The organism is Klebsiella planticola (assembly GCF_000783935.2).
Taxonomy (GTDB): domain Bacteria; phylum Pseudomonadota; class Gammaproteobacteria; order Enterobacterales; family Enterobacteriaceae; genus Klebsiella; species Klebsiella planticola.
Genome location: NZ_CP026047.1, coordinates 2212420 through 2225281, shown reverse-complemented (window position 1 = coordinate 2225281; position 12862 = coordinate 2212420). Strand labels below are relative to the sequence as shown.

Genomic DNA, 12862 nt, shown 5'->3' with positions numbered 1-12862 from the left:
GAATCGGAGGGATGAATACTATGATTTAGATATAATGTTAATTTTATGTTTAAAGTGAGTGTTATATCACTCCTGCAGCGCGAAACAGCTCACAAAAATACACCTAAAAAGGCTGAGCGCAACATAAAATTCCAGCAAACTCCTAACTTAAGTATTTTGCGCTATTTTTAGTCGCTCCCTCCCCCTGAAGGGAGAGGAAGCACCTGCTGATTAGATAATATCCAGCAGTTCAACTTCAAAGATCAGGGTGCTGAACGGAGGAATAGAAGCACCTGCGCCGCGCTCACCATAGGCCAGGTTGTGCGGAATAGTCAGTTCCCATTTGGAACCCACCGGCATCAGGGTCAGCGCTTCAATCCAGCCGCCGATCACGCCGGTCACCGGGAACTCAGCCGGTTCACCGCGAGCCACGGAGCTGTCAAATACGGTACCGTCGATCAGTTTACCGGTGTAATGCACGCGGACGCGGTCGGTACGCGCCGGGATCGCGCCTTCACCCTGGGTCAGAACGCGGAACTGCAGACCGGATTCGGTGCTGTTCACGCCTTCACGCTCGCGGTTTTCATCCAGGTATTTCTGGCCATCGGCCGCCATCTCCTGGAAACGTTCGCGACGTACCGCGTCAGCACGTTCGTGGATTTCACGCAGCGCGCGGTGAACGGCTTCCACCGGCACCTGCGGCTGATTGCCTTCCAGCGCATCGGCAATGCCGGCAACCAGTGCTTCAGGCAGCAGCCCCTGCAGGCCGGATTCGCTCAGCTGTTGTCCAACCTGCAAGCCGATACCGTAACTTGCCTGCGCTTCAATAGTGTCAAAAGTCGGGGTTGCCATCTTCTTTCCTTATTTTTCGGGGGGAAAATTTCATACTCGACGGATTCCAGATAGCAAAAAGGCGGCATGCAGATGATTCACCGGCAGGACAGGCCACAGTGTGGCCAGTGCAGGCAGGCGCAGCCAGCGCATCAGCAACTCGAAAGACGACGAGCGTAAAGTGGTGGGCAGCATATCAGCCATCGTCCGATGGGTAAAACTTTGTCGCGGAGATGATGACAAATCTGAGGGAAACAGAAACAATAGGAGATATCAGGTTAACCTCACGAAACATATCTTTGTCTCGGCCATCAGGAAGTTAGCCATCTATACTCTACGGAGAGCAGGATAAAAATATGCGGAGCAGGAGGAAAGCCATGCCCGGGCGCTTTGACATCACACCTACCCTGGCGAAGATCTGGCACGCCCCGGATCATATTCGCATTATGGATCCGCTGCCGCCCATGCACCGCCGAGGCATCATTGCCGGCGCATTGCTGGTGATTATCGGCATACTGCTCCCGTCAGAGGAGAGCAGCAGCCCGGTACAAAGTGGCCGCGAAGCCAATATCGACCTGCAATCGCAGTCCCAGCCACAATCTTCCCAACAGGCCATGCCGCTGCCGCCGATTACCACTACGCCGACGGTGAATGACGCCGATCAGATGGCGCCGGTGGCGCCGGAGCCGGTTCAGGACGAACCGGTGGATCAGGGACAGAGCCAGGCCTACTCTCAGCCGCAGCAGCAACAGCAGCAGTCGGCCCCGGGGATTGAGCAGCAGTGGCGTACCTACCGCATAGAAGCGGGTAAAACCCTGGCCCAGCTGTTCCGCGATCATAATCTGCCGCCAACCGACGTCTATGCGATGGCGCAGGTAGAAGGTCCGGGCAAACCGCTCAGTTCGCTGCAAACCGGGCAGACGGTGCAAATTCGTCAGAATGCGAATGGCGTCGTGACCGGCCTGACAATTGATACCGGCGGCGGACAGCAGGTGCTGTTCACCCGTCAGGCGAACGGCAGTTTTATTCGCGCGCGCTAATCGCCGCCAGGAATCCACTGGTCATGCCGGGTATCATGCCCGGCCTGCGCAAAAGCGCCCTCTCACTCCCGTCTCCTTCTTCCCGCTTCATTTGGTACCGCGTCGCGTCCGCTCATATCAACGCCTCCCGATCAAAGGATGGGTCATTGACGGCCTGATATTGCAATTGTGTCAGAAGAGAACAACAGAAGGGGAATGCAGAAAAGCAAAACGCCGGCACAAGGCCGGCGTCTCGACGCGAACTGAGTAAAAAATTACTCAGCTACAACGTTAACAACCAGTTTCGCGAAGACTTCGCTGTGAACCTGGAAGTCCACTTCGTGCTCACCGGTGGTGCGCAGAACGCCGTTCGGCAGACGAACTTCGCTCTTAGCAACGGCAACGCCAGCTGCAGTTACAGCGTCAGCGATGTCGCGGGTACCGATGGAACCGAACAGTTTACCTTCGTCGCCAGATTTAGACGCGATGGTAACGGTGCCCAGTGCGTTGATTGCTTCAGCACGTGCGTTAGCAGCGGCCAGAACGTCAGCCAGTTTGGCTTCCAGTTCAGCGCGGCGCGCTTCGAAGAATTCAACGTTTTTCTTGGTAGCAGGAACAGCTTTGCCCTGTGGTACCAGGAAGTTACGAGCATAGCCCGCTTTAACGTTAACCTGATCACCCAGGCTACCGAGGTTTGCTACTTTATCAAGCAGAATAACTTGCATTACCTTATCCTCTCAAAGTCGTATTAATGGACCGTGACCGATTACTGATGACGATCAGTGTACGGCAGCAGGGACAGGTAGCGTGCGCGTTTGATAGCGCGAGCCAGCTGACGCTGATATTTTGCACGGGTACCGGTGATACGGCTTGGGACAATCTTACCGCTTTCGGTGATGTAGTTTTTCAGCGTTGCGATATCTTTATAGTCGATCTCTTGAACGCCTTCCGCGGTGAAACGGCAGAACTTGCGACGACGGAAATAACGTGCCATTTGGCTAGTCTCCAGAATCTATCAATTCAATCTGCTCGGCATGCAGAACCATTTTGCTCAGGCCGTTCTTTGCCTTGTGGCAAGAGATGAACCCCTGAACGGTCACTGCGCTACCGACCGTTATACTGTGAGTAATGGCCTGGTTCTCGTGTCCGCTAATAATCACGGGCATTTGACACCATGCCTGCCGGTGAAAACCGGCTTCCTCCTGCACTGAACGATGCTCAAGCACGAACTGGCAGTGTGGAATTCCTGACGGGCTGACCTTACGAAGTGGCGTCCTGCAAACAATGCCGGACAACTCCAGACGATTGGTCATCAGGATTACTCTTCAGAATCCCCAGCTTCAGAATCATCTGCGGTTTCGTTTGCGAAATCTTCGCGACGCTCACGGCGCTCGTCTTTCGCTTTAACCATCGGAGATGCTTCGGTAACAGCGTGCTTAGTACGCATTACCATGCTGCGGATAACGGCGTCGTTGAAGCGGAAGTTAGTTTCCAGCTCATCGATCGCTTCCTGCGGAGCTTCAACGTTCAGCAGAACGTAGTGAGCTTTGTGCAGTTTGTTGATCGGGTAAGCCAGCTGACGGCGGCCCCAGTCTTCCAGACGGTGGATCGTACCTTCTGCTGCAGTGATTGCACCAGTGTAACGTTCGATCATACCCGGAACCTGTTCGCTCTGGTCAGGATGGACCATAAAAACGATTTCGTAATGACGCATCGAATTGCTCCTTACGGATTATTCAGCCTCCTGTCTGGGTCAGCCGCGGCCCATGGAGGCAAGGAACGTGTTAAAGGGCGGCCGAAAAATTGACGCGTCATTCTACTTTCGCAGCCCTGGGAAGACAAGCGAATTGCGCAAATAATTCGCACTAACCGCTAAGCCGCGCTAAGTCAGTGATTTAAAATTAATCAACGGCACCAGCGACACTTTTTTGAACAACTACATCAGAAATGGTCGCGATACCCGCGGTAGCCAGAGATTACACTTATATCAGAGCTATCGCTAACCCAGGAGGATCCCGGATTTAACGCCAGCATGGTCGACAGAACGTCAGGAGCGTAGAGTATGAAATACATCATCATTGCCGCTATGGCTGCGCTTTTACTGAGCGCCAACGCGCTCGCAGCCATCAAGATCGATGGGCGCCAGGCACGCAACATGGACGATGTGCAGAGCCTGGGCGTTATCTATATCAACCATAATATGGCGACTGAGCAAGAGGCCGATCGGGCACTTAATCAGCTGAGCGATGCGCAAGGCGCAAAATATTTTCAGCCGATCCTGATTCACGAACCGGAAAGCAACGGCGTGATTCATGCCAGCGCAGCCATTTATCGCTAATCCCAGGTTTCCCTGCGCCTCCCGAGCGGAGGCGCTCCCCCTGCCTTAGGGCCGGCGTCAACCTCGCGCTTAAAGATTCTGCTGGAAGAACGCCACCGTCGCCGCTAACGCCTCCGGCGTTATCCGGTGGCGAACCCCTTTTTGCCAGACGCACGTCAGGTGAGCGTCCAGATTGTTTTGCTGCAGCGCCTGCTGAAGCCGGAACGTGCCATCGGGCGGAACCACATCGTCTTCATCACCGTGCCAGAGCAATAGCGGTCGGTTAGCCAGGGTGTCGAGCTGACGGGAGACGTCCCATTCCGCCAGCTGTTCGGCACTGACGGCGGGCGAAGGAAACAGATGCTGTGACAGCTGCGTAAAATAACCGGAGCCCATCAGGCAGGCGACGCTTTTTATATCCGGATGATGGGTCATTATCCCCAACGCCGTCATGCCGCCCATCGATGCCCCGGCGACCGCCAGCCTCTCCCCTTCAACCCACCCCAGCCCGATAACCGCCTCGCGCAAGGCCGGAAATTCGGCAAAATTTTGCAGTAAAATCGGCCAGAAGCGCTGCATCCGCCCGCGTTCATCGCCCTCGTAACGTGCACCATGTTCCGGTGCATCGGGCATAATGACCCGAAACCCGGCTTTCGCCAGCGCCACGGCGAAGTAGCTGTACACCAGCTTCGACGAGGTAAAACCGTGATAAAAGATGATACAGGGCAACGGCTTATCCAGCGCATATTGCGGGCAGGCATGTAGCACTTCGCCTCCCGCCAGACGACGTATTTCGAGAGCAATCATTGACCATCTCCTTTCACTCAGGTCGCGGTGTGTCATGGGCTGATATATTCAGCAAGAAACCAGGTTCGCCATGATTCATAATGTTGAGAACTCGGTTACGCTTTCACGATATTTTCATTCGAAAATCGCGTCAGAGATAACACTTCGGGAACATTCCCCGGAAATGACATTCAGGCTACCACTACACTATGACTATCAGGAAACGAGATATGGTTATGCGCAGGTTAACACCGTGGTTTCTGGCTATCGCACTGAGCGGTTGTAGTGCCCTGCAGGGGACGCCAGAAGCCCCGCCACCCGCAACCGACCATCCGCAAGAGATTCACCGTAACCAGACGACAGGGCTACAGAAAATGGGGACGGTGAGCGTGTTGATGTACGGTTCGCCGATGGATGTCGAAGCGGCGTTGAAAACGAAAGCAGAAACGGCTAAAGCGGATTACTACGTCATCATCATGATTGATGACACCATGGTTCCCGGCCAGTGGTATTCGCAAGCGATTCTGTACCGTAAATAGCGGTACACCGTCTTTTAGCCAGCTTTACACTGCTTTGCGTCCATTCACGTTCTCCTGTGCATAATAACGTTCGGCCAGCCAACCTGGCAGGACGTTAGCAACGGACTGCCCTCGGGACTACGTGAAATGGAGCTGACGATGAAACGATCTTTTACCCTACCTGCGCTGCTGCTGACCACAGCAACAGCAAACACCTCCGCACAGTCAGCGGAATTCGCCAGCGCGGACTGCGTCACCGGCCTCAATGAAATTGGCCTGATCTCGGTCAATAATATTGCCGGCAGCCAGCAGGACGTTGAGCATGCCATCGCCGTAAAGGCCGATGAACAAGGCGCATCGTGGTATCGCATCGTCCAGATGTACGAGGATCAGCAGCCGGATAACTGGCGAGTCCAGGCCATTCTTTACGCCTGAGGCGCCTGACGTCCACGCCCCATCGCACGTAGCAGTAAATCCTCCAGCGTCGGCTCATCCAGCCGCATACCGCCGCGCGTGTCGAGCATCATGCGACACCAGGCCTCCGCCAGCGGCGGCGAGGCGTAACGTAGCATCTGCGCACCGACGCCGAGCATATAAACCCGGCGGGCTATCTCTCTGCCCTGCTCTTCCGCAGGCCGCCGTAGCAGCTGTTGCAACTGCCGCCACGTACGGTCGAAATGGCGGTTTTGCCCTTTCACCTCTGCGCACTCCGCGGCCAGCAGCTCCAGCGCCGCCGGATGTTTACCCAGTACTCGCATCACGTCCAGGCACATGATATTGCCTGAGCCTTCCCAGATGCTATTGACCGGCATCTCACGATACAGGCGCGGCAACTCGCTCTCTTCACAGTAGCCAATCCCGCCCAGCACCTCCATCGCCTCAGCGACAAATGGGATCCCGGATTTGCAGATCGCAAACTTCGCCGCCGGCGTAAATAAGCGGGCCCAGAGTACCTCTCTGGCGTCATCACGGCTATCCCACGCCCGCGCCAGACGGAATAGAAAGGCGGTCTGCCCCTCAAGGCGCAGCGCCATCTGGCCCAGCACCTGCCGCATCATCGGCTGATCAACCAGATTCTTACCGAATGCCTGGCGCTGCAGCGCATGATAGAGCGCCACCGAATAGGCCCGACGCATTAATGCGTGGCTGCCGAGCGCACAGTCGAAACGGGTGAGCCCGCCCATTTTGAGGATTTGCCGAACGCCATCGCCCTCTTCGCCCACCAGCCAGCCGCAGGCTTCAAAGAACTCGACTTCGCTGCTGGCATTCGAGCGGTTGCCGAGCTTATCTTTCAGCCGCTCCAGATGCAGCGCATTGCGCTGACCGTCGGGAAGCAAACGGGGTACGAAAAAGCAGGAGAGCCCCTCCGGCGCCTGAGCGAGAACCAGATGCGCATCGCTTTGCGGAACCGAGAAAAACCATTTATGACCGACCAGATGATAAAAGCCTTCGGCGGTTTTTTCCGCCCGGGTGGTATTGATCAGTACATCAGATCCCCCCTGCTTTTCCGTCATCCCCATACCAATTAAGACACCACGTTTCTGAGCGCCCGGCGCCAGATGCGGATCGTAGCGGTCGCTCAGTAAAGGGGACAGCCAGTCGCTAAAAGGTTTGGGTAGCGCCTGCTGTAACAGTGGCGTAGCCGCAAAAGTCATGGTTATCGGACACAGCGTCCCCGCTTCCACCTGCGCATGCAGCATAAAGCGGGCGGCGCGCGCGACAAAGGCGCCTGCGCGGGCATCCTCCTGCCAGGCAAGGTTATGCACCCGGTTTGCACACAGCCCCTGCATCAACAAGTGCCAGGCAGGGTGAAACCGGACATCATCAAGCCGGGTACCGGTCGCATCGTAGCGCAGCAGCTCCGGCGGATTACTGTTCGCCAGTCTCCCGAGCTCCAGCGACTCCGCCGCCCCCAGCTGCTGGCCGATACTGGCCAGTAAATCACTGTCCCATCCAGCCCCTTCGCGCGTTACGGCTTCACGTAGCGCACTATCCGACAGAAATAAATTGCTGTTCATCAGCGGCGCAGGCTGATTGAACACGGTATGCGTTTGCCAGGCCATACTGTCTCCTTGCGTCATTGGCATGATTATTCAGTATGGCTACCCTCGCCGGACATCGCCCGCGAGTCCGGTCACAAATAAACCATCTGCCCCTTCGTGAACCCCATCACAGCCACAGGAATTTTAAATTTCATAATAGAAAATGTATGGAATAGTTTATTCAATTGTGACTTTTTTGCTCATGTCAGGATGATTTATGCAGACCGTAACAACGACAATGGGTGCGCATAAGCGCGCGCTGATCGCCGGCTCTATCGGCAACTTTATTGAATGGTACGAATTCGCGGTATATGGCTTTCTGGCGACGGTTATCGCCCGCAACTTCTTTCAGCTTGCAGGGGAAGCGCCGCTGACCGGCCTGATCCTGACCTACGCTTCGTTCGCTATCGCTTTCTTCTTCCGCCCGTTAGGCGCCATTATTTTTGGTCGGATCGGCGATCGTATTGGCCGTAAACCCACGCTGATTATCGTGCTGGTGATGATGACTCTGGCGACGACGGCCATTGGTCTGGTGCCGGTTTATGCCAGTATCGGCATTGCCGCGCCGCTGATTCTGACGGGACTGCGCATTCTTCAGGGCCTGTTTGCCGGCGGTGAATATGGCGGCGCGGTATCGCTGATGACCGAGTTCGCCCCACGCGGAAAACGCGGGCTGTATGGCGCCTGGCAATCCTTTACCGTGGCATTAGGGCTGCTGGCAGGAGCGGGCATTGTGGCTCTGATTTCAGCCGTTCTGAGCCCGGAGGAGCTGTACGCCTGGGGCTGGCGCCTCCCCTTCTTCCTCGCCATACCGATGGGGGGCGTGGCGCTCTGGCTACGGGTGAAGATGGAAGAGACGCCGGGGTTCCTGCGCCAGCAGAAGCAGCAACAACCGCAGGCCAGCGCAAACCTCAGCCATACGCTAAAAGCCATTATGACCGGCATTGGCCGCCTGATGGTCTGGTCCGCCGCCGGGTATACCTACCTGGTTATCATGCCCGCCTATCTGCAATCCTCGCTGCATACCGGGTTTAATCAGGCGCTGTTGATTGCGGTAATCTCCAATATCGGCTTCGCCATCACCATTCTGCCCGCCGGGATACTCAGCGATAAATGGGGACGCCGCAACGTGATGGTGATTGCCGCCGTGCTGCTGCTCATTCTGGCGCTCCCGCTGCTGAAAATTCTGCAGGCGGAATCCAGCACGCTGCTGGTAAAAGCACTGGTCGTGTTGGTAGCCGGGGGATTAGTCGGCATGCTGGCGGGCCCAGGACCCGCGATGCTGTCAGAGATGTTCCCGACCAAAGTACGTTACACCGGGCTTGGGCTGGCGTATTCACTGTCGAACGCGATTTTCTCGGGATGTGCAGGGCTGATCATCACCGGTCTGATTAAGCAGACGGGGAACCTCGATATTCCGGCTTATTACGTGATGGCAACGGCGGTGGTGAGTATTTTCGCGCTGATGACGCTGAAGAAAAACGACCATCTGCGGTCGCTGGATGAGTGACAAAATTGCCCGGCGGCGCAAGCTTGCCGGGCCTACGGTTCGGTAGAACGGGCAAGGCACAGCCGGGCCTACGCTTCGGTAGAATGGGTAAGGCACAGCCGGGCCTACGGTTCGGTAGACCGGGAAAAGCACAGCCGGGCCTACGGTTCGGTAGAACGGGTAAGGCGCAGCCGGGCCTACGCTTCGGTAGGCCGGGTAAGGCGCAGCCGGGCCTACGGTTCGGTAGGCCGGGTAAGGCGCAGCCGGGCCTACGGTTCGGTAGAACGGGCAAGGCGCAGCCGGGCCTACGCTTCGGTAGAACGGGCAAGGCGCAGCCGGGCCTACGCTTCGGTAGAACGGGTAAGGCGCAGCCGGGCCTACGGTTCGGTAGAACGGGCAAGGCACAGCCGGGCCTACGGTTCGGTAGGCCGGGTAAGGCGCAGCCGCCACCCGGCAAACATATCAGCTACGCTGGCGCACCGCTTCAAACAGGCAAATCCCGGTAGCGACAGAGACGTTCAATGAAGAGACGCTGCCAGCCATCGGGATACTGATTAACTCATCGCAGTGTTCACGGGTCAGACGACGCATTCCTTCACCTTCCGCCCCCATGACCAGCGCCATCGGGCCGGTCATTTTGCTCTGGAACAGGGTGTGGTCCGCTTCACCCGCGGTACCGACGATCCAGACATTCTCTTCCTGCAGCAGGCGCATGGTGCGCGCGAGGTTGGTGACGCGGATCAGCGGAACATTTTCCGCCGCGCCGCAGGCCACTTTTTTCGCCGTCGCGTTAAGCTGAGCGGAACGGTCGCGCGGTACAATCACCGCGTGTACTCCGGCCGCGTCGGCGCTACGCAGGCAGGCGCCAAGGTTGTGCGGATCGGTGACGCCATCGAGGATCAGCAGAAACGGCTGCTCAAGCGAGGCCAGCAGGTCCGGGAGATCGTTCTCCTGATACTGACGTCCCGGCTTCACCCGGGCAATAATCCCCTGATGCACGGCACCTTCGCTTTTCTCGTCAAGAAACTGACGGTTAGCCACCTGAATCACCACGCCCTGCGCTTCCAGCGCATGGATCAGCGGCAGCAGGCGTTTATCCTCGCGGCCTTTCAGAATATAAACTTCCTGAAAACGCTCTGGAGCGCGCTCGAGCAGGGCCTGCACCGCGTGGATGCCGTAAATCATTTCACTCATTAAAGGTACTCATCTGGGGCGGTATGCGCCGGGTTAATTGGGCCGTGAACCACTTCACTTGCGCCTATTATAACCGACATAGCGTTCAAATCGACTCTTGTCCGATTAAACTGACCGCCGCCGGGAATCGCGTTTAACCTAAATGCCGTTTTGCCTCCTGGCGCACGCGGTGCAAAACGTGATGCTTAATCTCGCTGTAGCGCGGGTGTTCCGCCAGGGTTTCGATATCCCGTTCACGGCCGAAGGGCAGGACAATCTCTTCGACGATCTTCCCCGGCTTCGCTGACATAATCAGAATACGGTCAGCGAGGAACAGCGCTTCTTCGACATCGTGCGTCACGAACAGCAGCGTGGTACCGGTCGAAAGCCAGGCCTCGCGCAGCAGCTCCTGCATCATCAGCCGGGTTTGCGCATCCAGCGCGCCGAACGGCTCATCCAGCAGCAGCACCTCCGGGCCGGGCAGCCAGGCGCGCGCCAGCGCCACCCGCTGTTTCATGCCGCCGGAGAGCTGCCAGGGAGCGTGATGCTCAAACCCTTTCAGGCCCACGCGCCCCAGCCAGTCCAGCGCCCGCGCGTTGGTCTCTTGTTTGCGGTATTTGCCCAGCCGCGGGCCAAAGGTGACGTTCTCCAGCACCGACAGCCACGGGAACAGATTCGGCTGCTGGAAAATCATGCCGCGATCCGGCCCCGGCGCGCGTACCGGTTTACCGCCCGCCGCCACGCGTCCCCGGTCCGGTTGGGTAAACCCGGCCACCAGGTTGAGAATGGTGGATTTCCCGCAGCCCGAAGGGCCTAACAGGACGACAAATTCCCCTTTATTCAGCGACAGGCTGATATCCTCGAGCACTGTGAACGGCTGCGGCTTAGCCGCAAAGGATAGCGAGACGTTTTCCAGCGTGATGGCACTCATTATTCTTTCCCCGCCCAGGGCACAAACAGCCGTTGCAGCCCCAGCAGCAATAAATCCAGCAGATAGCCAATCCCGCCCAGCAGCAGAATGCCGAGCATGACGATATCAGTACGCAGATAGGAGCTGGCGTTAATCACCATCCAGCCCAGACCCGAACTGGCCGCCACCATCTCCGCCGCAATCAGCGAAGTCCAGCCGATACCGATCGACAGCCTGACGGTGGTGAAGAGATCGGGTAGCGCATCCGGCAACACCACCCGCAGGAAGATCTGCTGACGCGAGGCGCCGAGGGTTTGCGCTACGCGAATGCGCGATCGGCCAATCCGCTCGACGGCGGCAGAAGCCCCGACCACCACGCTTAAAAAGGTGGCGATAAAGATCAGGAAGAATTTGGACGCTTCGCCGATCCCCAGCCAGACCACGGCCAGCGGGATCAGGGCGATTTTGGGCAGTGGGCGCAGGAACTGCACGAACGGGTTTAACACGGCGGCGAGGCCATCCGACAGCCCCATCAGCAGCCCCAGCGGAATGCCGATGATAATCGCGACCGCAAAGGCGCTGAGGGCGCGCGCGAGGCTCACCGCGATATGTTCCCACAGCGGCACCTGGCGATAGCCATCCGCCAGCAGCTCTTCGGTGGTGAGGCCGATATCCGTTAGCGAAGGCAGCAGCAGCGGGTCGACCCACTGCCGCGTCGCCGCGACCTGCCAGACGATAAAGAAAACCGCCACCGAGACGATGCTGATGGCAATATGCTGGCTCAATCTCATTGCGCGGCTACCGCCGCATCGCGGATATAGCGTGAATCAATCGCCGCATCCCAGTTAGCCGGAATGTCGCGTTTGCGGATTTCGCCAATCCCCGCGAGGAAGCCGGAGGTTTTGCTCAGCGCTTTGCCGATACCGCTGTCGGAGGTTTGCGTCCCGTTACCCAGCCATGCCGCCGTCCCCTGCTGGCTCAGCGTGGGGTATTCCAGGCCGCCAAGCGTATTCGCCGCGGTGGTCACCGGGGCGCCGACTTCTTTCGCCACGATAGCCGCCGCGCGCTCCGGGTCTTGCTTAAATTCGTCAACCTTTTGCTGGTGAACGCGCAGGAAAGCGGTCACCACCTGCGGATATTGCTCGGCAAAGGCTTTACGCACCACGTAGTTGTTGTAAATCAGGTAGCCATCTTTTTGCAGATCTTTGGTGGCGAAGACCTGATGTCCGCCGGAGGACTCCAGCTCCTGGGCAAACGGCGCCCAGACGTAGCCGGCATCGATATCACCGCGCTTCCAGGCGGCGACCATATCTGCCGGGCGCAGCGGCAGGAGGGTGATCTTGCTGCGGTCCAGTTTGTTGACGTCGATGGCGGCTTCAAGGGCGTATTGCGCCGTCGAATTGGGCGGATAGGCCACGCGCTTGCCTTCGATATCTTTAATGCTGCTGATGCCCTCTTTGCCAATCAGTCGTTCATAGCTGGCAATAACGCCGGAGACGCCAATAATCTCTACCGGCAGTTTTCTGACGATCCCTGCCGCCGCCGGGCTGGAGCCGAAGTTAGCAATATCAATCGCATTGCTGGCGAAATAATTTAACGCATCGGCGCCGGAGGCAAACTGCACCCACTTCACTTTACTGTTTAACGCTTTATCCAGAGAGCCATCGGCCTTCGCCAGCATTAATACCTGGGAGCCGCCGCTATAAGCCACCCGGACTTCGGCCGGCGTCTCCGCAAAGCTGGCGTTGGCCCATAAACTACCCGCTGCAAGGAATAAGCAGAGAATCTTTTTCATTAT

Annotated in this window: 16 protein-coding genes; 5 read left to right on the top strand and 11 right to left on the bottom strand. The window is 57.4% G+C overall.

Going from position 1 to position 12862, the window contains the following annotated elements; genetic code table 11:
- Window positions 1-210: 210 nt before the first annotated feature.
- The gene (gene fklB / locus MC50_RS10815) at window positions 211-831 is read right to left on the bottom strand and encodes an FKBP-type peptidyl-prolyl cis-trans isomerase (RefSeq protein ID WP_015585317.1); all 621 of its coding nucleotides are present in this window, start codon (window positions 829-831) and stop codon (window positions 211-213) included.
- A 356-nt stretch (window positions 832-1187) separates the two neighbouring features.
- On the opposite strand from fklB, the gene MC50_RS10805 reads away from it, so the two are divergent.
- On the top strand, window positions 1188-1850 hold the full coding sequence (locus tag MC50_RS10805; RefSeq protein ID WP_004857130.1) for a LysM-like peptidoglycan-binding domain-containing protein: 663 nt from the start codon (window positions 1188-1190) through the stop codon (window positions 1848-1850).
- Window positions 1851-2104: 254 nt separating this feature from the next.
- Here the strand turns inward: MC50_RS10805 and rplI are convergent, their stop codons facing one another.
- From rplI to rpsF, 4 genes are read right to left on the bottom strand one after another with little or no spacing between them, the layout of a single operon-like run.
- Window positions 2105-2554: a 50S ribosomal protein L9 gene (rplI, locus tag MC50_RS10800; protein ID WP_004857125.1), complete on the bottom strand. Its 450-nt coding sequence runs from the start codon at window positions 2552-2554 to the stop codon at window positions 2105-2107.
- A gap of 41 nt (window positions 2555-2595) precedes the next feature.
- Window positions 2596-2823, bottom strand: a complete 228-nt coding sequence (gene rpsR, locus MC50_RS10795; RefSeq protein ID WP_000135199.1) for a 30S ribosomal protein S18 — start codon at window positions 2821-2823, stop codon at window positions 2596-2598.
- Window positions 2824-2827: 4 nt separating this feature from the next.
- Window positions 2828-3142: a primosomal replication protein N gene (gene priB, locus MC50_RS10790; protein WP_004857121.1), complete on the bottom strand. Its 315-nt coding sequence runs from the start codon at window positions 3140-3142 to the stop codon at window positions 2828-2830.
- 5 nt (window positions 3143-3147) lie between these two features.
- Window positions 3148-3543, bottom strand: a complete 396-nt coding sequence (gene rpsF / locus MC50_RS10785) for a 30S ribosomal protein S6 (RefSeq protein WP_004098001.1) — start codon at window positions 3541-3543, stop codon at window positions 3148-3150.
- A 348-nt stretch (window positions 3544-3891) separates the two neighbouring features.
- On the opposite strand from rpsF, the gene MC50_RS10780 reads away from it, so the two are divergent.
- Window positions 3892-4167 (top strand): YdgH/BhsA/McbA family protein, encoded by a 276-nt coding sequence (locus tag MC50_RS10780; protein ID WP_004857116.1) that lies wholly within the window; start codon window positions 3892-3894, stop codon window positions 4165-4167.
- Between the two features lie 69 nt (window positions 4168-4236).
- On the opposite strand, the gene yjfP is transcribed toward MC50_RS10780, so the two are convergent.
- The gene (gene yjfP / locus MC50_RS10775) at window positions 4237-4953 is read right to left on the bottom strand and encodes an esterase (protein WP_047663826.1); all 717 of its coding nucleotides are present in this window, start codon (window positions 4951-4953) and stop codon (window positions 4237-4239) included.
- 209 nt (window positions 4954-5162) lie between these two features.
- Here yjfP and bsmA point away from each other — a divergent pair, with 209 nt between their 5' ends.
- Window positions 5163-5471, top strand: coding sequence for a biofilm peroxide resistance protein BsmA (bsmA, locus tag MC50_RS10770; RefSeq protein WP_032689819.1), 309 nt, complete (start codon window positions 5163-5165; stop codon window positions 5469-5471).
- Window positions 5472-5609: 138 nt separating this feature from the next.
- Entirely contained in the window at window positions 5610-5885 is a 276-nt protein-coding gene (gene yjfN, locus MC50_RS10765) for a DUF1471 family protease activator YjfN (protein ID WP_047663823.1), read from the top strand.
- Here the strand turns inward: yjfN and MC50_RS10760 are convergent.
- Window positions 5876-7513, bottom strand: coding sequence for an isovaleryl-CoA dehydrogenase (locus MC50_RS10760; RefSeq protein ID WP_032689821.1), 1638 nt, complete (start codon window positions 7511-7513; stop codon window positions 5876-5878). The genes yjfN and MC50_RS10760 overlap by 10 nt on opposite strands.
- A gap of 196 nt (window positions 7514-7709) precedes the next feature.
- On the opposite strand from MC50_RS10760, the gene MC50_RS10755 reads away from it, so the two are divergent.
- Complete coding sequence (locus MC50_RS10755; RefSeq protein WP_032689822.1) at window positions 7710-9002, top strand: MFS transporter; 1293 nt, start codon at window positions 7710-7712, stop codon at window positions 9000-9002.
- Window positions 9003-9443: 441 nt separating this feature from the next.
- On the opposite strand, the gene rlmB is transcribed toward MC50_RS10755, so the two are convergent.
- From rlmB to MC50_RS10735, 4 genes are all read right to left on the bottom strand, one after another.
- Window positions 9444-10175 carry a 23S rRNA (guanosine(2251)-2'-O)-methyltransferase RlmB gene (gene rlmB / locus MC50_RS10750; RefSeq protein WP_004857074.1) on the bottom strand — a complete coding sequence of 244 codons (732 nt, stop codon included), beginning with the start codon at window positions 10173-10175 and terminating at the stop codon, window positions 9444-9446.
- A gap of 133 nt (window positions 10176-10308) precedes the next feature.
- On the bottom strand, window positions 10309-11085 hold the full coding sequence (locus MC50_RS10745; RefSeq protein WP_032697153.1) for an ABC transporter ATP-binding protein: 777 nt from the start codon (window positions 11083-11085) through the stop codon (window positions 10309-10311).
- Window positions 11085-11855 carry an ABC transporter permease gene (locus tag MC50_RS10740; protein WP_032689824.1) on the bottom strand — a complete coding sequence of 257 codons (771 nt, stop codon included), beginning with the start codon at window positions 11853-11855 and terminating at the stop codon, window positions 11085-11087. The genes MC50_RS10745 and MC50_RS10740 overlap by 1 nt, the downstream gene beginning before the upstream one ends.
- Entirely contained in the window at window positions 11852-12859 is a 1008-nt protein-coding gene (locus MC50_RS10735) for a taurine ABC transporter substrate-binding protein (protein WP_032689826.1), read from the bottom strand. Before MC50_RS10735 ends, MC50_RS10740 begins: the two co-directional genes overlap by 4 nt.
- Window positions 12860-12862 lie beyond the last annotated feature (3 nt).

Bases quoted from the DNA above. Each gene is read 5' to 3' on its own strand.
- rplI (WP_004857125.1), bottom strand. From the start codon at position 2,554: ATGCAAGTTATTCTGCTTGATAAAGTAGCAAACCTCGGTAGCCTGGGT.
- MC50_RS10760 (WP_032689821.1), bottom strand. From the start codon at position 7,513: ATGGCCTGGCAAACGCATACCGTGTTCAATCAGCCTGCGCCGCTGATG.
- yjfN (WP_047663823.1), top strand. From the start codon at position 5,610: ATGAAACGATCTTTTACCCTACCTGCGCTGCTGCTGACCACAGCAACA.
- MC50_RS10755 (WP_032689822.1), top strand. From the start codon at position 7,710: ATGCAGACCGTAACAACGACAATGGGTGCGCATAAGCGCGCGCTGATC.
- bsmA (WP_032689819.1), top strand. From the start codon at position 5,163: ATGGTTATGCGCAGGTTAACACCGTGGTTTCTGGCTATCGCACTGAGC.
- rpsR (WP_000135199.1), bottom strand. From the start codon at position 2,823: ATGGCACGTTATTTCCGTCGTCGCAAGTTCTGCCGTTTCACCGCGGAA.
- MC50_RS10740 (WP_032689824.1), bottom strand. From the start codon at position 11,855: ATGAGATTGAGCCAGCATATTGCCATCAGCATCGTCTCGGTGGCGGTT.
- MC50_RS10745 (WP_032697153.1), bottom strand. From the start codon at position 11,085: ATGAGTGCCATCACGCTGGAAAACGTCTCGCTATCCTTTGCGGCTAAG.
- fklB (WP_015585317.1), bottom strand. From the start codon at position 831: ATGGCAACCCCGACTTTTGACACTATTGAAGCGCAGGCAAGTTACGGT.
- MC50_RS10780 (WP_004857116.1), top strand. From the start codon at position 3,892: ATGAAATACATCATCATTGCCGCTATGGCTGCGCTTTTACTGAGCGCC.
- MC50_RS10805 (WP_004857130.1), top strand. From the start codon at position 1,188: ATGCCCGGGCGCTTTGACATCACACCTACCCTGGCGAAGATCTGGCAC.
- yjfP (WP_047663826.1), bottom strand. From the start codon at position 4,953: ATGATTGCTCTCGAAATACGTCGTCTGGCGGGAGGCGAAGTGCTACAT.
- priB (WP_004857121.1), bottom strand. From the start codon at position 3,142: ATGACCAATCGTCTGGAGTTGTCCGGCATTGTTTGCAGGACGCCACTT.
- MC50_RS10735 (WP_032689826.1), bottom strand. From the start codon at position 12,859: ATGAAAAAGATTCTCTGCTTATTCCTTGCAGCGGGTAGTTTATGGGCC.
- rlmB (WP_004857074.1), bottom strand. From the start codon at position 10,175: ATGAGTGAAATGATTTACGGCATCCACGCGGTGCAGGCCCTGCTCGAG.
- rpsF (WP_004098001.1), bottom strand. From the start codon at position 3,543: ATGCGTCATTACGAAATCGTTTTTATGGTCCATCCTGACCAGAGCGAA.